The sequence below is a fragment of the Rhizobium esperanzae genome (genome assembly GCF_014197615.1).
Taxonomy (GTDB): domain Bacteria; phylum Pseudomonadota; class Alphaproteobacteria; order Rhizobiales; family Rhizobiaceae; genus Rhizobium; species Rhizobium esperanzae_A.
Genome location: NZ_JACIFY010000001.1, coordinates 60,436 through 78,565, shown reverse-complemented (window position 1 = coordinate 78,565; position 18,130 = coordinate 60,436). Strand labels below are relative to the sequence as shown.

Sequence of the window (18,130 nt, the reverse complement as noted above, 5' to 3'; positions counted from 1 at the left end):
TTGGCATTAGCTTCGCGATCATATAGCTATCGCTGAGGACGCTTAACCCCTATGGCGCTTTTATGGCGCCACCGCCAGTTCGGAGGATCAGCATGACGGATCAAAGCGCAACAATAAAAATCGGTGACAAATCGGTCGACCTCGCCGTCAAAAGCGGCACGATCGGCCCGAGCGTCATCGATATCGGTGCCCTCTACAAGAACACGGCTTCCTTCACCTACGATCCGGGTTTTACGTCGACCGCATCCTGTGAATCGAAAATCACCTACATCGACGGCGACGAAGGCGTGTTGCTGCACCGCGGCTATCCGATCGAGCAGCTGGCCGAGCACGGCGACTTCCTCGAGGTCTGCTACCTGCTTCTCTACGGCGAACTGCCGACCACCGCGCAGAAGAAGGATTTCGATTATCGCGTCACGCACCACACCATGGTGCACGAGCAGATGAGCCGCTTCTTCACCGGCTTCCGCCGCGACGCACATCCGATGGCCGTCATGTGCGGCTGCGTCGGCGCGCTGTCGGCCTTCTATCATGACTCCACCGACATTACCGATCCGCACCAGCGCATGGTCGCCAGCCTGCGCATGATCGCCAAGATGCCGACGCTTGCCGCCATGGCCTACAAGTACCATATCGGCCAGCCCTTCGTTTACCCGAAGAACGATCTCGACTACGCCTCGAACTTCCTGCGCATGTGCTTTGCCGTGCCCTGCGAGGAATATGTGGTCAATCCGGTGCTCGCGCGCGCCATGGACCGCATCTTCATCCTGCATGCCGATCATGAGCAGAACGCTTCGACCTCGACGGTCCGCCTCGCCGGCTCGTCGGGCGCCAATCCGTTCGCCTGCATCGCTGCCGGCATCGCCTGCCTCTGGGGCCCCGCCCATGGCGGCGCCAACGAAGCGGCTCTCAACATGCTGACAGAAATCGGCACCGTTGACCGCATTCCGGAATATGTCGCCCGCGCCAAGGACAAGAACGACCCGTTCCGCCTGATGGGCTTCGGTCACCGCGTCTACAAGAACTACGATCCGCGCGCCAAGATCATGCAGAAGACGACGCATGAAGTGCTCGGCGAACTCGGCATCAAGGACGATCCGCTGCTCGAAGTGGCGATGGAGCTGGAGCGCATCGCGCTCACCGACGAATATTTCATCGAGAAGAAGCTCTATCCGAACATCGACTTCTACTCCGGCATCACGCTGAAGGCGCTGGGCTTCCCCACGACCATGTTCACCGTGCTGTTCGCGCTCGCCCGCACCGTCGGCTGGATCGCCCAGTGGAACGAGATGATCGAAGATCCGGAACAGCGCATCGGCCGTCCGCGCCAGCTCTATGTCGGCGAACCGAAGCGCGATTACGTGCCGGTTTCGAAGCGCTGATCGCTTCGAACTCCAAAAGAAAACCCGGTCAGGAATGGCCGGGTTTTTTATTGGCTAAAGCAGCAAGCACGATCTGCGCCGAATGTTCTCCAGGCGGTATTTCCGTCTGCATTCGCTGCCAGATAAGTTCGTAGCCTTCCTTCATTGCCTTGAGCTGGTAAGTGTCGGCCGACAGCCTTTCCATCCAGCGCGCCAGGCTTGCGCCACGAACGACGTCGTTCAGATATTCCGGCACGACCGCATAATCGGCAATCAGGTTCGGCAGTGCGCCGGTCCAGGTCTTGATGCTCGCCGTCAGCATGCGCATGATCCAGTCGACCTTGTAGGCGGAGACGACGGGAACGTCGGCAAGCGCAAGTTCAAGAATAACCGTTCCGGACGCCGCCATGGCTGCATCGGCCTGCGTGAAGGCTTTCCATTTGGCTTCCGCACCGACAACGATCTCCGGCTGTACCGCCCATTTCGCCGTCATTTCGCCAACAAGTGCTTGCCTGTGCGGCACGGTCGGCAGAATGAAGCGCATCGAGCCGTTGCGGGCGACGAGCTCCTTCGTTGCGGCCTCGAAGTAAGGCAGGAGTTTCTTGATCTCGGAGGCGCGCGATCCGGGAAGAAGCAGGATCGTGCCGTTGCCGGCTTGCCTGCCGGCGCGCAGGTTCCGGGTTTCCAGCAGCGCGGGGTCGGCCGTCAGGCGATGCCCGACATAGGTCGTCGGCGGCCCGCCGAGTGCGCGCATCGTTGCCGGCTCGAAGGGCAGGATGGCGAGCACGTGATCGACATAGGCAAGCATGCGCGTGGCGCGATATTCCTTCCAGGCCCACACACTCGGACAGACATAATTGACGACAGGCAGATCGGGCAGCGCGCTGCGGACCCGCTTTGCAACGCGATGGGTGAAATCCGGGCTGTCGATAATCAGCAGAATGTCGGGCCTTGCAGCGATAATGGCGGCGGTCGTCTGGCGGATCAGCGTATAGAGTCTTGGCAGCCGGCTCAGTACCTGGGTGATGCCCATGATCGAAAGCTCGGAAAAATCGAACAGGGATGTCAAGCCCTCGGCCTGCAGCCCCTCGCCGCCGACGCCGACGAGTTCCACCGGCCCGCCGTGAATTCGCTTCAGGGCGGCGATAAGATCGGCGCCGAGCAGATCCCCCGACACCTCGCCGGCAATGACGGCGATCTTCAGCGGCGTCCCGTTCATTCGAGCCCCCATGCCGGTAACCCCCGATCGATGCCGCAGACAAAAAGCCCGGCCTCATCGGCAACCTTGATGACGGCGGCGCGATCGAGCACCAGCGAGCGGCCCGCCTCGACGGCAATACCGCCGAGACCGGCTCTTTTTGCGTTCAGGATCGTCGAGACGCCGATCGCCGGCAGGTCGGCGCGAATATCCTGTTGCGGCTTGCAGAGCTTGACCAGCGCGCCACGCCGCCGCGGCGAGATACGCCCGGCGGCTCTCAGACCTGCAACACGTTCCAGCATCTCGTCCGTGCCCTCCAGCCCCTCCAGGGCAACGACGCGCCCGCCGATGCTGACGGCGCCCTGCCCGATATCGAGCCTGCCGAGCGTTTCGGCGGCTTCGGCAGCGCGGGCAATATCGCGGCGATCTTCCTCACTGGGCGCGACCGCGCCAAGGGGGCCGATGGAGGCAAGCAGATCAGGAGCGATTTCATGGGCGCCGACGACGCGCCGGCCGTTTCCCTCGATCAGCCGGATCACCATCTGCAGAACCGTGTCGTCGCCGCCGGAGAGCAGCGTGCGGATGGCGGCCGGCACCTTCATCAGGATACGCAGCGTCGGGCGCACCTCGCGCCACTCCGGCCGGCGGCGCACGCTGCCGGACATGACGACGCGGCTGACGCCGTAGCGGTTGAAGAGGCCATCCAGGGCGGCGAAATCACCGATGCCGACGACGGCGTGGTCATAACCTTCCCAGCGCCGGTCGCTTTCATCCTTCAGCGCGACGATGACGGGATTTTCACCCGCCGCGCGCGCAGCTTCGGCGACATAGGAAGGCAGAAGACCACCGCCGGCGATGATCGCCAGCCGGCCCGCAGCGGTGTCGCCTGACAAATCCACGGACTAGCCCTTCTGTCCCCGGGTCGGCGAGGACAAGGCGCGGTCGCTGTCGGCAGCAATGAAATCGAGGATTTGGACCACCTGCTCGCAATCGGCATATTCGTCGCGGATGGCGGCGGCGTTTTCGCGGACGGAGGCGGTGCCTTCGAAGATCGATTTATAGGCGCGGCGCACCCTATGGATGACGGCGCGGTCGACGCCGGCGCGCGTCATGCCGACGACATTGAGGCCGCTCAGCAGCCCGGGATTGCCGTTCAGCATGCCATAGGGAATGACGTCGTAACTCACCGCCGAAAGCCCGCCGACGAAGGCCTGACGGCCGACGCGGGTGAATTGGTGAACGGCCGAGCCGCCGCCCAGGATGACGCGATCCTCGATGACGACGTGGCCGGCAAGCATGACGTTGTTCGACATGATCACGTGGTTGCCGACACGGCAATCATGCGCGACGTGGGAATTGGCAAGAAAGAGGTTGTTGTCGCCGACGATCGTCTGGCCGCCGAAATCGGCCGTGCCGGTGTTCATCGTGACACCTTCGCGGATCGTGCAATTGGCGCCGACTGTCAGCGTCGTTTCCTCGCCGCCGTGATGCACGCTCTGAGGATCACCACCGACGACGGCCATCGGGAAGATGCGCGTGCCCTTGCCGATCACGGTGCGGCCGGTGACGACCGCATGCGCCAGGAGCTCGACATCGGCATGGAGCACGACATGCGGGCCGACATAGCAGAAGGGACCGATTTTGACGCCCTCACCGATAACGGCGCCGTCTTCGACGACAGCCATCGGATGAATATGGGCGCTTTCGGCGATATTGCTCATGCCTGATCCTTACGAACGATCATCGCGCCGATATCGGCCTCGGCGACAAGCGCGCCGTCAACCTTGGCGTCGCAATGGAATTTCCAGATATTGCCGCGCTGCTTGTGCTTCTTGACATGGAATTCGACGCGATCGCCGGGTACGACGGGCTTGCGAAAACGCGCATTCTCGATGGTCATGAAGTAGACGAGGTTGCCGGGCTGGCCTTCCTTCTTGGCACAGATCGCACCGGCGGTCTGCGCCATCCCCTCGATCAACAGAACGCCAGGCATGATCGGCGCCTCCGGAAAATGGCCGGTGAAATGCGGTTCGTTCACCGTGACGTTCTTGATGCCGATCGCGCTGTTGTCGCCGTCGATCTCGATAATCTTGTCGACCATGAGAAACGGATACCGGTGCGGCAGCAGCTTCATGATCTCAATGATGTCAGCCGAAGAAAGCGTTGTCGTGGCTTCCTCAGTCATTTTGCTTGCCTCCAGGGTTCTTTCCGCGCAGCTTGCTTTTCGACACCTGCAGTGCGGCCTCTCTCAGATAGTCTTTTAGCGGCCGTGCCGGGACACCGCCATATTGTCCGCCGGCGGGAAGATCGGTCATGATACCGCTTTTGGCGGCGATCTGCACGCCGTCACCGATCGTCACGTGACCCTTGATCCCGGCCTGGCCGCCGATCTGCACGCCGTTGCCGATCTTCGTGCTGCCGGCGATGCCAACCTGCGAAACGATCGCGCAATGGCGGCCGATCTGAACGTTGTGGCCGATCTGGACCTGGTTGTCGATCTTGGTGCCTTCACCGATGACCGTATCGTCCATGGCGCCGCGATCGACCGTGGTATTGGCGCCGATCTCGACCTTGTCCTGGATGATCACCCGGCCGATCTGGACGATCTTGATCATGCCGCGCGGACCCGGTGCATAACCGAAACCATCCTGGCCGATGCGCACACCATTGTGGATGATGACGCCATTGCCGATCAGCGCGCAGAGAATGCTTGCACCGGCCGCGATCGAACAATCCCGGCCGATCTTGACGCCTGGACCGATAATGCTGTGTGCGCCGATCCGCGTCCCTTCGCCGATCTCGGCGTGCGGGCCGATAACGGCCAGCGGCTCGACGATCACGCCCTTTTCGAGTTTCGCGCTCGGGTCGATCACAGCGCTGGGTGCGATTTCGCTTTCACCCGAAGGAAAAACGACCGGGCGCAAGGCCGCGGGATAAAGCAGACCGCCCGCCATGGCGAAGGCCGCATGCGGATTGGAGGACAGGATGACAGGGATATGCTCAGGGACGAGATCGGCGAGAGCCTTGTCGCATATCACCGCCGAGGCTTCGCATGTCGCCAGTTCATCGCGGTTGCGGCGCGACAGGATATAACAGAGATCGCCCGCCCGCGCCCGGTTGACGGGGGCAACGGACCTGACGACAACATCTGAATGGTCGGAATTGGCGAGTTCCGCCCCAAGAAACTCTGCAAGCTCAGCGAGCTTCAGACCTTCATGGGGCAGAAAAAAAACGTTTTGCTCCATCGGCAATGCTCCAGAACGGAATTGAGTCTTACAGTTCCGGACTGCCGATATCAGAATTGGTTGTTGATGCCAAACTTGAAGTTCTGCGTCTTGTCGAAGTCTTCCTTGAGAACCGGGATCGCGTAATCCAGGCGCAATGAACCGAAGGGAGACTGCCAGACAACACCGACACCGACAGAAGCGCGCAGGGAGGCGTCTTCGCCATCGATGCCGTCGCCCCTCAGGTCAACGTCATTGCCGAACAACGTGCCGGCGTCGGCGAAGACCGCGCCGCGCAGGTTGAAGTCACGCGGGAAGCCCGGCATCGGGAAGGTCGCTTCGGCCGATGCCGTGAAGTAAGTCGTGCCACCCAGCGGATCGTCGTTGGTGCCGGAAACGCGCGGGCCGATACCCTTGTTTTCGAAGCCGCGAATATCGCCGTTGGTCAGGGTGAACTGGTCGAAGACATTCAGATGCTCTCCGAAGCCGACGACATAACCCGCCGAGGCCGAAACCGAGCCGATGATATCGGCGTCGTCGGCGAGCAGGTGGTAGTAACGGGCCTTGCCGTAGATCTTGTAGAACTGCGAGTCGCCGCCGAGACCGGCAATTTCCTGCGTCGCCGTCGCGTAGATGCCTTCGCGCGGCAGGACCGTATCGTCGAGCGTGTTATAGGTCAGCGTCTGCGAGATCGAAGAACGCGTCCAGGGGCTGTCCTCGACGAGGTGCTGATACGGCGCAGACAGATCGGAAAGATCGCTGTTATCAGCGTCGTACTTCATCTGCTTGTAGTTGTAACGGAAGGTCGTCGCCAGATCCTCGGTGATCGGCGCGGTAACGCGCAGGACGACGCTGGTTTCCTGGTAATCGTAGTGATCGTTGCTCGACGTTTCGCTGTGGTTGACGTCGAAGCCTGCCGCCAGGCGGTAACCAAGGAAATAGGGCTCGGTGAAGCTGACGCCGTAGGCGCGCGAACCTTCCTGACCGCCGCCGGCCGAGACGCGGATGTACTGACCGCGGCCGAGGAAGTTCTTTTCTTCGATCGATGCTTCGAGCAGCAGACCGTCGCCGCCGGCAGCATAACCTGCGCCGACGCCGAACGAACCGGTGGACTGATCCTGCACGTCGACGACCACCACGACGCGATCCGGCGAGCTGCCGGGCTGGGTGGAGATGTTGACGGAAGAGAAGTAACCGAGCGCTTCGAGGCGGCGCTTGGCCTTGGTGATCATCTGCTGATTGAAGGCGTCGCCTTCGCTCATGTCGAATTCGCGGCGGATCACGTAGTCGCGCGTGCGGCTGTTGCCACGGATCTCGATGCGCTCGACATAGGCGCGCTCGCCCTGGTCGACCAGGTATTCGACACCGATCGTGTTGTTGTTGAGGTCGCGGTTACCGCGCGGCGTGACGCGCGCAAAGGGATAACCGGCAGATGCCACCTGATCGGAGATCGCCTCGATCGACTTCTGCACTTCCTTGGCGCTGTAGAGGTGACCCTCCTTCGTGCGCACGAGCGGCTGCAACTGCTCCGAGCCGACGCCTTCGACCGTCGACTGGACGGTTACCGGGCCGAAGTCGTAACGCTGGCCTTCCTCGATGTTGAAGGTGAGCGTGTATTTGTTGGTCGCGTCGTCAAAGGTGGCATCGGAAGAGACGATGCGCATGTCGGCGTAGCCGCGATTGTAATAGAACTGACGCAGCGCTTCCTCGTCGGCATGCAGCTTGTCTTCGTTATAGACGTCCTTGCGGGTCAGGAACGACAGGAAGTTCGACCGCTTGGTCTGGATGACGGCAGCCAAGCGGCCGGCGCTGTAGGCATTGTTGCCGACGAAATTGATCGAATCGATCTTGGTGCGGTCGCCTTCGTTGATGACGAAGGCAAGGTTGACGCGGCCTTCGCCGAGCGGCACCACCTGCGTCGTCACCTCGACTTCGCTGCGGCCGGTTGCGGCATAGGCATCCTTGATCGACTGGATGTCGGACTGGATCTGGGTGTCGCTGTAGGGGCCCGCGGCATGCGTCTGGACGATCGTCGCGAGCTTGTCGTCCTTGATCTTGCGGTTGCCGTTGAAGACGACCTGATTGACGAGCTGGGCTTCCTGGACGTTGACGACAAGCGTGCTTCCGGAGACCGAGATCTTGACGTCGGAGAAGTAACCCGTGCCGTAGAGCTGCTTGACCGATTCATCGATATCGGTGTTCGAAAAACTCTTTCCGGGAGCGATGGTGAGGTTCGACCGGACAGCTTCCGCGCCGACGCGGCTTGCGCCGCGCACGTCAATGCGCTGGATGACCGCGGCTTCAGCGGCCGTAGCGGAAACGAACGTCAAAGCACCTGCGCCCGAAGCAACAACACTAGCAGACAGCGCAACCGCCGATACTGCGTTCAAAAACTTTGAACCAGCCTTCATTTCACCTATTACCTTTGTTTCCCTCGTCCCATCCACGGGAGAACCCGATTCCGGTCACGTGTGTCGTTTTACCCGCTTTTGACATACAAGCAAGCGAGGCCGTTAATTTCTGTTTACTTCATTTGCAAGCGTGACCCATTCGCCACTACAGCCTTGAAACATCGTAAATAAATAGTAATTCGCTAGCCTTGCTCGTTTACCCTATCCAGGAGCCAATGTCGTTCCAGGTCGTGAAGACCATCAATGTCAGTATCATCGCCAGGCCGATGCGAAATGCAATTTCCTGGGCCGCAGAGCCCAAGGGTTTGCCCCTCACCGCTTCCACCGCATAGAACATCAGATGGCCGCCATCAAGTACCGGAACCGGCATCAGGTTAAGCAATCCTATCGAAACCGACAGCATGGCGGCAAGCTGCAACACCGCGCCTATACCGAGCGACGCCATCTGGCCCGAAGCTTGCGCCACGCGGATCGGCCCGCCCAGCTGGTCGGCCCGCATCGTTCCGGCGAAGATATTACCGATATATTTGAAGGTGCCGGTGACGATATCCCGCGTCTGGATCACGCCTTCCCGCAGCGCCTGGAGCGGCGTGTAGGTCTGCAGGCGGAAATTGCCGGCCTGCTGGTTGGTGATGATGCCGATCTGGCCCATCTCGATCTTGTTGCCGAACTGGTCCGTCTGGTCTACGCGCTTCGGCACCATCGGCAAATCGAGCTTCTGGCCGGCGCGCTCGATCGTCACGACAATATTCTGGCTCGGGCGGATGCTGACATAACGACGCACGTCGTCGAAGGTCTCGACCTTGTTGCCGTCGATGGCGACCAGGAGATCGCCTGGAAGGACACCGGCGGCGGCAGCCGCACCCTCCGGCGTGACCTCGGCGACGACAGGATCGGCGATGGTGCGGCCATAGACGGAGAAAAGGATGGTGAAGATGGCGATCGCCAGCAGAAAATTGGCGATCGGGCCCGCCGCAACGGTTGCAGCGCGTTTCCACAGTTTGGCGCCGGCAAAGGAGCGCGCCCTGTCCTCCTCGGACATGGCGGCGATCCCCTCGTTGTCGGGCTTGCTCGAGGCATCTTCATCGCCGAAGAAACGGACGTAGCCGCCCAGCGGGACCACCGAAATCTTCCAGCGCGTTCCATGGCGATCCGTGAAGCCGAAGAGCTCCGGGCCGAAGCCGACGGAAAAAGCAAGGATGCGGATACCGCTCCAGCGCCCGACGAGGTAATGACCCATCTCATGCACGAAGACGAGCAACGAGAGCACGAGGATGAAGGTGACGATATTCCCCATCAGGAATGCGTATATACCAGCCATCACGTCCATGAGTTCCTTCCGTCGGGCCGCCGCGTCGTCAGAGACCGAACAATGCCGCACCGAGCGACGTCATTTCGGCTCCCTTTATCAAGGAAAAAGCTCCAGCAAGCAAGAACGCCGAAAAACAGGCAAAAATCAGTCCGTCGACACGGTCCATGACGCCGCCATGGCCTGGAATGAGGCGGCTTGAATCCTTGACGCCGAATTTTCGCTTGATGAAGGATTCGAACAGATCTCCCGACTGGCTGCAAACCGAGAGAACGAGCGCTGCACCAGCGGCAATGATTTCGGCGCCCGGAATGAGAAAGTGGATAAGAACGACGCCGGCTGCGACCGCCGAAACGGCGCCGCCGATGGCGCCCGACCATGTCTTTCCCGGCGAGATCGAGGGGGCGAGCTTCGGTCCGCCAAGCGCCCTGCCGACGAAATAAGCGAGGATGTCGGTTGCCCAGACGACGGCAAAGATGAAGAGCATGGCGTAAAGGCCGGGCTGATCATCGCTTCTGATGGCGGCGAGCGCCAGGCCGGTGGCGCCGGCATAAAACAGCCCGACCGGCAACCAGCGGCTGGTGCCGTGCAGGATGATCAGCGCTATGCCGACGGCCGTGACGCCGACCAGCATGCCGGCGGCAAATTCGAATTGGCCGACAAGCACGAGGGAGGCGATTGCCGCCTGGCCGATCCAGCCAACGGTATTGGAAACCCAATCACGCACGATACCCGTTATCTTGGACCATTCATAATAGATCAACAGGCCGATCACGGCCGCCAGGATGCGGAAGGCAAACCCGCCATACCAGGTGGCGGCAAGAACGATGGCCGCCAGAATAAGTCCTGAAACAATGCGGAGTTTCAATTCCCTCTGCATCAGGTGCCGACCGCGGCTGCCTGCGACGACAGGCCGCCGAAGCGCCGGTCGCGGGAGGCGAATTTCTCGAGCGCCTGGCGGAAGATCTCGGGACTGAAATCCGGCCAGTATTCCGGAAGGAAGATAAATTCCGAATAGGCGGCCTGCCAGAGGAGGAAGTTCGACAGCCGCTCCTCGCCGCTGGTGCGGATGATGAGGTCGGGATCAGGGATGCCTGCCGTGTCGAGACGGGCATCGATCAGCGATGACGTGATGTCCTGCGCCCTCAGGCGGCCGGCCTCGACGTCCTTCGCCAGGCTCACCACAGCGCGGGAAATCTCGTCCCTCGAACCGTAATTGAAGGCGATGACGAGCGTCAGCGCCGTATTGTCCTTGGTCGTTTCCTCCGCCTCGAGCAACAGGCCGAGAATGTCGCTGCGCAGGCTGTGGCGGTCGCCGATCACCTTGATGCGCACATTCTGGCGATGAAGCTCGGCAAGGTCGCGCCGGATGAAAGCCTTGAGCAGACCGAGCAGATCGGAGACTTCGGCCTCCGGCCGACGCCAGTTCTCCGAGGAGAAGGCAAAGAGGGTCAGATATTTTATACCGGCCGCGCCGGCGGCGCGAACTGTCTCGCGGACCGCCTCGACGCCCTTGCGATGGCCCATCGTGCGCGGCAGGCCGCGCTGCTTGGCCCAACGGCCATTGCCGTCCATGATGATGGCAACATGCTCTGGCACAGTCACAAATACAGATTCCGACATTTCCCGTCCGGTCTTTCCAGGCAAAGGCACAGATCCACTAGACCTGCATGATTTCCTTTTCCTTCTCGGCAAGCAAGCGATCGATTTCGGAAATCGTCTCGTCGGTCATCTTCTGTACACGTTCCGACTGCGCCCTGCCCTCGTCCTGGCCGATTACGCCATCCTTTTCGGCTTTCTTAAGGCCGTCCATACCATCGCGGCGAACATGGCGAATCGCGACCTTGCTCTTTTCGGCATAATCATGAGCCACCTTGACGAGCGACTTGCGGCGCTCCTCGTTCAGCTCCGGCAGCGGAATACGCAGGTTCTGGCCGTCGACGATCGGGTTGAGGCCGAGATTGGATTCGCGGATGCCGCGGTCGACGGCGCCGACCATCGACTTGTCCCAGACGGAGACCGACAGCATGCGCGGCTCGGGCACAGTGATGTTGGCGACCTGGTTCAGCGGCATACGCGAACCATAGGCCTCGATCGTGACCGGATCGAGGATGTTGGCCGAAGCACGGCCGGTGCGCAGCGAGGCGATGTCGCTTTTGAATGCGGAAACCGCGCCGTCCATGCGGCGCTTCAGTTCCTTGATATCGATACCTTCACTCATGTCGATGCTCCCGTCCAGAGCATGATGCCGAAAAGTGTCAGCGGTTTTCGGGAAACATCATGCTCTAACTATTTAATGTAGAACATGATTCAGATTTTAGGCCAACCGGCCTAAAATCATCATGTTCCAGGAGGACTGCGCCGGAAAGGCGGCGCAGCTTATATCAGTTGTCGGAGACGATGGTCTTGAGGCCACCACCCGTCAAGATTTCGGTAAAACCGCCCTTCTCGTGGATCGAGAAGACGATGATCGGAATGGAATTCTCTCTGGCGAGCGCGACGGCGGCAACGTCCATCACCGCAAGCCCCCTCTCCAGCACCTCCTGGTGCGTCAGGCGGTCGAAGCGGGTCGCATCGGGATATTTCTTCGGGTCGGCACTGTAGATACCGTCCACCTGCGTACCCTTGAAGATCGCTTGCGCCCCCATTTCGGCAGCGCGCAGGGCGGCGGCCGAATCGGTGGTGAAGAAGGGGTTGCCGGTGCCGCCGGCAAAGATCACCACGCGTCCCATCGACAGATGGTAAAGGGTTGCGCGCTGCGAAAAGCTCTCGCAGATCTCCGGCATGGAGATAGCCGAAAGCACCACCGTATCGATGTTCAGCTTGCGCAGCGAAGTCGCCAGCGCCAGCGCATTGATGATGGTGCCGAGCATGCCCATATGGTCCCCGGTGACCCGGTCGCCGCCCTTGGACGCCACCGCGACACCGCGGAAAATATTGCCGCCGCCGACGACGACGCCGACTTCCACACCCATGTGCCTTGCCTCGGCGATATCGGATGCAATGCGGTCCGCCACCGCGACATCGATGCCGAAGCCCTGGCTACCCATGAGGGCTTCGCCGGAGGCCTTGAGTAGAACGCGTTTATAGACAGGCTCTAAAGACATCTTGGCTCCTCGTAAATTGCCGTGAATGCCCGATACACGAAGGGCATCGCGTTGTCACGCGATGCCCTGGCGTTTTCCCAATTATGGCTGGAAGATCAACCCTTGACGGCAGCCGCAACTTCAGCCGCGAAATCGGTCTCTTCCTTCTCGACGCCTTCGCCGAGCAGGAGACGGGCCATGCCGGCGACTTCGATCGGCGCGCCGACGGCCTTTTCAGCTTCCTTGATGGCGGCTGCAACGGTCAGGTCGGGATTGATGACGAAAGCCTGCGAGAGAAGAGCGACTTCCTCGAAGAACTTGCGCATGCGGCCGTCGACCATCTTCTCGATGATGTTATCCGGCTTGCCGGAAGCGCGCGACTGCTCGATGAAGACGTTGCGCTCGCGCTCGGCGACGGCGGCATCGACTTCTTCCGGGCGGATCGCCAGCGGCGCCGTGGCGGCGATGTGCATGGCGACCTGGCGGCCGATTGCATTCAGGGCTTCCTTGTCGCCGCTCGACTTCAGGGCAACGAGAACGCCGAGCTTGCCGAGGCCGTCGGAAACAGCATTGTGGATATAGGTGGCGACGACGCCGTCCTCGACGGAGAGGGCGACCGACCGGCGGAGATTCATGTTCTCGCCGATGGTTGCGATCGCGTCCTTGATCGTGTCGGAAACCGACTTGCCGGATGCCGGGTAGGCTGCGGCCGCAACAGCGTCGACGGTGCCGCTCGTGGAGACGGCGACCTTGGCGATGCCGCGGACGAGATCCTGGAAGGCATCGTTACGGGCGACGAAGTCGGTTTCGGAATTGACTTCGACGACAACGGCCTTGGTGCCCTGGCTCGAAACGCCGACGAGGCCTTCGGCAGCGGTACGGCCGGACTTCTTGTCGGCCTTGGCAATGCCCTTGGCGCGCAGCCAGTCGATCGCCGCTTCCATGTCGCCGCCGGTTTCAGCAAGAGCCTTCTTGCAGTCCATCATGCCTGCGCCGGTCTTTTCGCGCAGTTCCTTCACCATTGCAGCCGTAATCTCGCTCATTAGCTTCCTCTTGTCGGTTTATACGGTGGACCGCAAAGCGCGGCTCGGCACCGGATTGAGGCACGAAATGTACCTGTATGTATGACAGCGTGATGAAGACGCGTCATAACGAAACTTGATCTGGCGAAGCGCCTGACGCCTTCGCCCTGAAACAGGCAAGGCCGCCGAACTTCGATGAGTCGCGAGCGGCCTTTCCCCAGTCTCTGTAAGCTTTGGCGGAGCTTTCGATCCGCCCGCTTTCATCAGCCTTCGGCTGCTTCCTCGAGAGCCGGCTCGACCGGAACTTCGGAGGATGCGCCGAGATCGCGGCCGGAAGAGCTCTGCTGACGCGCGATGCCGTCGATGGCGGCGCGGGAGATCAGCTCGCAGTAAAGAGCGATGGCGCGCGATGCGTCGTCGTTACCCGGGATCGGATAGTCGATCAGGTCCGGATCGCAGTTCGAATCGATGATGGCAACGACCGGGATGCCGAGGCGCTTGGCTTCGTCGATCGCGATCTTTTCCTTGTTGGTGTCGATGATGAACATCAGGTCCGGCGTGCCGCCCATATCGCGGATACCGCCGAGAGCCTTGTCGAGCTTTTCGCGCTCGCGCTCGAGGTTCAGGCGTTCCTTCTTGGTGAAGCCCTGGGCTTCGCCGTTGAGGATCTCATCGAGCTTGCGCAGGCGCTGGATCGAGTTGGAGATCGTCTTCCAGTTCGTCATCATGCCGCCGAGCCAGCGCGAGTTGACGTAGTACTGGGCCGAGCGCTTGGCGCTGTCGGCAATGATCTCAGACGCCTGGCGCTTGGTGCCGACGAAGAGAACACGGCCGCCGCGGGCAACGGTGTCGCTGACGACCTGAAGGGCGCGCGACAGCATCGGAACGGTCTGGGCCAGATCGATGATGTGGATGTTGTTGCGATCGCCGAAGATATACGGCTTCATCTTCGGGTTCCAGCGGTGCGTCTGGTGGCCGAAGTGGACGCCTGCTTCGAGAAGCTGGCGCATAGAGAAATCGGGCAATGCCATGCCTTTTTATCCTTTTCCGGTTGAACCTCCGCAAGGCGAACAGCATCCTCTTCGAGAATGCCACCGGGCGGAACAATCCGGATTTCTCCCGGACAATCCCATGCCTTACGTGTGGAATGGTGGTGCCCTTACATTCGATTTGGCGCAAAAGCAAGGCTTATGCCAAAAAATCCGACGTCATTCGCCTCAGCCTGCCAACATCGACAGCAGCGACAGCATAACGCCGGCGTCGGGCATCGGCAGGACGGCATCGACCTCGGCCGGCAACAGGCCGGATACGGCGCCATCCGCATTGCCGCTGACGGCCCCCAGCGGACCGCGGAACCCGTGCCTCGTCCAGGCGAGTTCCTGCAGCCTCGGGCTCGCCAGCGCCTCGATCAGCCTGTTGGCGCTCTCGTCGACGGCGATCAGCGGGTGTGCGGAATAGACGGTCGGACGCGGATAGAGCACCACCGGCTTTGCGCCCGCACTCGCCTTGATGCGGTCCCAGCGCGTGGGATCGGCGAGGATCCATTCGACCAGCTGATTCTCATAGCCGACGATCATCGGCTCGCCGCCAAGGCCGCCGGCCAGATACTGGTCGAACAGCTTGCCCGACGATGGCGACTTGAAGCCCATGTTGCGGAAGATCGGCTGCACCTTGCCGCCGAAGGTCGCAAGATCGCCTGCCGTCGCCACATTGCCGCTGAAAAGGCTGAGCACCAGCCCTGCGAACATGAAGCCGGAATTGGAGCGGTTGGGATCGGTCGAGACGATCCGGGCGCGGCCATAGAGCGAATTGACACCGAGTTTCGACCAGTCGGCGCCGGCAAGGATCGCATCGAGCAGCGCCTTGAGGTCAAGCTGATAATGGCCTTCGCCGGTCATCGTCACCAATCCGGCTTTCATCAGTCCGTCGACCACGGGCTGCCAGGAATAGACGACGATCGGCGTATTCAGCACGACGCGGTCGTTGCGGATGCCGATGCCGTTCTGCCTGGCGAGATCGACCATGATCGAGGAGGACGGCCAGAGAAATTGCGGATGCTGCGACAGCAACGCCTGTTCGCGCACCATCTCGACGGAGCCGGCGACGCGGCTGTCCAAAGTCAATCCGTAGGCGCCGAGCGCCTTGATAACGTCCGGGTCGGCGAGAAAAGGCTCTTTCTCACCGCCGACGAAGCCGAACAGTGTCGTACGGGTGCCGAGCAGACCCTGCAATTCCGGCCGATCCCGGACAGCGAAATAACCGCCGGTGCCGACGACACCGGCTCCGAGCAGTCCCACTCCAAAGGCGCGACGAGAAAGGGCCATCAGCGTCCGATATCCTCTTTGAGCGATGCCTGAATGAGGCGCAGATCGGTGTCGAGCGTGCCGAGCGCCTCGTCGACCAGACTGTCGGCATAATGGACGAAGGCTTCTTCGAGCTTGACCAGCACGGTGCGGACCTCCTCCAACTGCCTGGGGTCGGGGACGCGTTTGGCCTCGATGACGGCAAAACCTTCCGCCACCTCGGCCGCACGCGGCAAATAATAAGAGAGGAACCGCCGCACGGCATTGGCGCTCTCCGGCTTGGCCTCGACCTTGCGAAAGACATCGGCGGCGATTTCGGCAAGATGACGGACTGCGGTTGCCATCTTCCGATCGCTGATCCTGTCGGCGGCTGCCTCCAGCCTCTCAGCAGAGGGAATGGCGGCTTCCAGCAGGTCGCGGGCAAAGGCGATGCGCCCGCTGCCGATGCTTTTGATATCGAGCCCTTCGAACAACCGGCGTGGCGCCAACAGAATGACGAGGCCGGCAAAGACCAGAAGGGCGATGATGGCAGCGATCCGGAAGGGCATGCCGGCGACAAGGCTCAAGAGCGGCACGGTGACGGCCGCCGCCAGTCCCGCCACGATCCAGTTGCCGTCATTGCCGAGCCAGTTGCGCATGCCCGTCCTAATTATAGCCGCGCGCGGTGCGGAAGGCGGTCGCGAGATCCGAACCGCCGTCGAACACGCGCGCCGAAGTCAGCTTGGCGAGGCTGTCAAGCTGGGTCTTGTCGGCATCGCCGAATGTGATGCCGAAGATCGGCACATGCGGCTCGGTCGCGTTCCAATCGCTCATGAAGGCCTGGCTTCGATCGTCGGACTTGCCGTCGGTCATGATGACGATGGCAGGCAGGTAGGTCGAGAGCCTGTCGGTTCCGGCGATCTGCTGCAGAGCCCGTTCGGCGCAGGCATACATATCCGTGCCGCCGCCGGCCCTTTGCAGCGAAATCTCGTTCAGCAGCCCTTCCTGCTCCAGCGGATTTCCGCTTGCCATGAAGGTGTTGCGCACGCTGCCGTCGAAGGGAATGATGATGATCCGGTCGGCGGGCGACCATTGCACCAGCACCTTGCTCGCCTCATCAGGTGTCAGCAGAAAACGCATCGCCTTTTGCAGCTGGTCCTCGCCCTTGCCCTGCATCGAACCGGAAAAATCCAGGCAGAGCGCCGTCAGCGAGGGTTTGCGCAGTGCGGCCTGATAAAGGGTGAGCGCCTGGCGGATGACGCCCGGCTCCGGCATGCGGATCGCCGTCACCAGCCGGGTCGGATCGAAATTCCACCCCGGCTCCGGCTTTGCGGCAATGCCGGTCAGCGGGATCCTCCGACCGGTATCGGCGATGCGCTGCTGCACGGGAGCCGAACGAAGATAGGCGAGCAGATCGTTGAAGAACGTCTGGACTTCGGGTCCACGGCCATGATCGACAAAGCCGAGCGGCGAATCCGCCATGGCTACGCCATCGGCCGGATAGACCGCGTAAAGCGGCTCCTGCGACAGGGCGGCCAGCTTGTCGTTGGTCTCCTTCAGCACCGCCTCGTAGTTCCACATGGCGTCATAGAGCGTGCCCTTGCCGGCGGAATCGACATAGAGATCGGCAAGCCAGCCGGAAGAGCCGGAAGAACGCACCACTCCTGAAAGCAGCGAGCGGACGCTCTCCTGAACGTTTTTGTCGTCGAGATCGCCGGGTTCGATCACCGGCTTGTTGCCGAGCGCGCTCGACAGCATGGCGAGATAGGCGCTGGCGCCCGAGTTGGATTGCGTCGCCGAGGTCATCAGGAATTTCAGCGATCCGTTTTCGACGGCGGCGAGAATGTCCTTCATGAACACGTCCCTGCCGATCCAGCCGAGCTGCTCAGCCTTCGACTTGCGCACGCCGAGAACCACCGGCGTCTGCGCGATCGAGGTCAGGCTCTTGACCCGGCGTTTGGTGTCGAACATGTCGACCCAGACGCTAGAGGCCGGCCAGACAGCATCTTGCTCGACACCTTCATCGCGCTGCAGCGCCAGGCCGATATCGAGCGTGCCTTCGTATTTGAAGGTGCAGGTCGCATTCTTCTCTTTGCAGAATTCCTCGACGATCGGCTGCAGAACAATATTCTCCGATCCCGAGACGATCGAGAACTCCGGCCCCCGGCCGAAGGGATTGCAGCCGGCAAGGGGCAGCGCGGCAAGAAGCGCCAGGCCTGAAAGCAGTGCTCGCATCG

General features: G+C 61.4%; 17 protein-coding genes. 1 reads left to right on the top strand and 16 read right to left on the bottom strand.

The features are described 5' to 3' along the window. The first annotated feature begins 92 nt into the window (after positions 1-92). Complete coding sequence (gltA, locus tag GGD57_RS00425) at positions 93-1,382, top strand: citrate synthase (RefSeq protein ID WP_085737159.1); 1,290 nt, start codon at positions 93-95, stop codon at positions 1,380-1,382. 28 nt (positions 1,383-1,410) lie between these two features. Here the strand turns inward: gltA and lpxB are convergent, their stop codons facing one another. The 16 genes from lpxB to GGD57_RS00345 form a co-directional block, all read right to left on the bottom strand. Further along, positions 1,411-2,580 (bottom strand): lipid-A-disaccharide synthase, encoded by a 1,170-nt coding sequence (gene lpxB / locus GGD57_RS00420; protein ID WP_184465836.1) that lies wholly within the window; start codon positions 2,578-2,580, stop codon positions 1,411-1,413. Further along, positions 2,577-3,458, bottom strand: coding sequence for a UDP-2,3-diacylglucosamine diphosphatase LpxI domain-containing protein (locus GGD57_RS00415; protein ID WP_184465834.1), 882 nt, complete (start codon positions 3,456-3,458; stop codon positions 2,577-2,579). The genes lpxB and GGD57_RS00415 overlap by 4 nt, the downstream gene beginning before the upstream one ends. A 3-nt stretch (positions 3,459-3,461) precedes the next feature. Beyond that, the gene (lpxA, locus tag GGD57_RS00410; protein WP_097614416.1) at positions 3,462-4,280 is read right to left on the bottom strand and encodes an acyl-ACP--UDP-N-acetylglucosamine O-acyltransferase; all 819 of its coding nucleotides are present in this window, start codon (positions 4,278-4,280) and stop codon (positions 3,462-3,464) included. After that, on the bottom strand, positions 4,277-4,744 hold the full coding sequence (fabZ, locus tag GGD57_RS00405; RefSeq protein WP_085737155.1) for a 3-hydroxyacyl-ACP dehydratase FabZ: 468 nt from the start codon (positions 4,742-4,744) through the stop codon (positions 4,277-4,279). The genes lpxA and fabZ overlap by 4 nt, the downstream gene beginning before the upstream one ends. Next, on the bottom strand, positions 4,737-5,804 hold the full coding sequence (gene lpxD / locus GGD57_RS00400; protein ID WP_184465832.1) for a UDP-3-O-(3-hydroxymyristoyl)glucosamine N-acyltransferase: 1,068 nt from the start codon (positions 5,802-5,804) through the stop codon (positions 4,737-4,739). Before lpxD ends, fabZ begins: the two co-directional genes overlap by 8 nt. 50 nt (positions 5,805-5,854) lie before the next feature. Next, the gene (gene bamA / locus GGD57_RS00395) at positions 5,855-8,194 is read right to left on the bottom strand and encodes an outer membrane protein assembly factor BamA (RefSeq protein ID WP_184465830.1); all 2,340 of its coding nucleotides are present in this window, start codon (positions 8,192-8,194) and stop codon (positions 5,855-5,857) included. 196 nt (positions 8,195-8,390) lie between these two features. After that, on the bottom strand, positions 8,391-9,524 hold the full coding sequence (rseP, locus tag GGD57_RS00390; RefSeq protein ID WP_184465828.1) for an RIP metalloprotease RseP: 1,134 nt from the start codon (positions 9,522-9,524) through the stop codon (positions 8,391-8,393). Positions 9,525-9,552: 28 nt separating this feature from the next. Beyond that, on the bottom strand, positions 9,553-10,383 hold the full coding sequence (locus GGD57_RS00385) for a phosphatidate cytidylyltransferase (protein WP_184465826.1): 831 nt from the start codon (positions 10,381-10,383) through the stop codon (positions 9,553-9,555). Beyond that, a complete protein-coding gene (locus tag GGD57_RS00380; protein ID WP_184465824.1) occupies positions 10,383-11,126 on the bottom strand; it encodes an isoprenyl transferase in 744 nt (247 codons plus the stop codon). The genes GGD57_RS00385 and GGD57_RS00380 overlap by 1 nt, the downstream gene beginning before the upstream one ends. Before the next feature lie 37 nt (positions 11,127-11,163). After that, complete coding sequence (gene frr / locus GGD57_RS00375; protein WP_010066125.1) at positions 11,164-11,724, bottom strand: ribosome recycling factor; 561 nt, start codon at positions 11,722-11,724, stop codon at positions 11,164-11,166. 163 nt (positions 11,725-11,887) lie between these two features. Next, the gene (gene pyrH / locus GGD57_RS00370) at positions 11,888-12,610 is read right to left on the bottom strand and encodes a UMP kinase (RefSeq protein ID WP_184465822.1); all 723 of its coding nucleotides are present in this window, start codon (positions 12,608-12,610) and stop codon (positions 11,888-11,890) included. Positions 12,611-12,705: 95 nt separating this feature from the next. Next, entirely contained in the window at positions 12,706-13,632 is a 927-nt protein-coding gene (gene tsf / locus GGD57_RS00365; RefSeq protein ID WP_184465819.1) for a translation elongation factor Ts, read from the bottom strand. Between the two features lie 242 nt (positions 13,633-13,874). Beyond that, on the bottom strand, positions 13,875-14,642 hold the full coding sequence (gene rpsB / locus GGD57_RS00360; RefSeq protein ID WP_003573382.1) for a 30S ribosomal protein S2: 768 nt from the start codon (positions 14,640-14,642) through the stop codon (positions 13,875-13,877). Between the two features lie 186 nt (positions 14,643-14,828). Then, on the bottom strand, positions 14,829-15,935 hold the full coding sequence (locus GGD57_RS00355) for a substrate-binding domain-containing protein (protein WP_184465817.1): 1,107 nt from the start codon (positions 15,933-15,935) through the stop codon (positions 14,829-14,831). Further along, positions 15,935-16,552, bottom strand: a complete 618-nt coding sequence (locus GGD57_RS00350) for a 5-bromo-4-chloroindolyl phosphate hydrolysis family protein (protein WP_184465815.1) — start codon at positions 16,550-16,552, stop codon at positions 15,935-15,937. The genes GGD57_RS00355 and GGD57_RS00350 overlap by 1 nt, the downstream gene beginning before the upstream one ends. Before the next feature lie 7 nt (positions 16,553-16,559). After that, a complete protein-coding gene (locus GGD57_RS00345) occupies positions 16,560-18,128 on the bottom strand; it encodes a substrate-binding domain-containing protein (protein ID WP_184465813.1) in 1,569 nt (522 codons plus the stop codon). Positions 18,129-18,130: the final 2 nt, after the last annotated feature.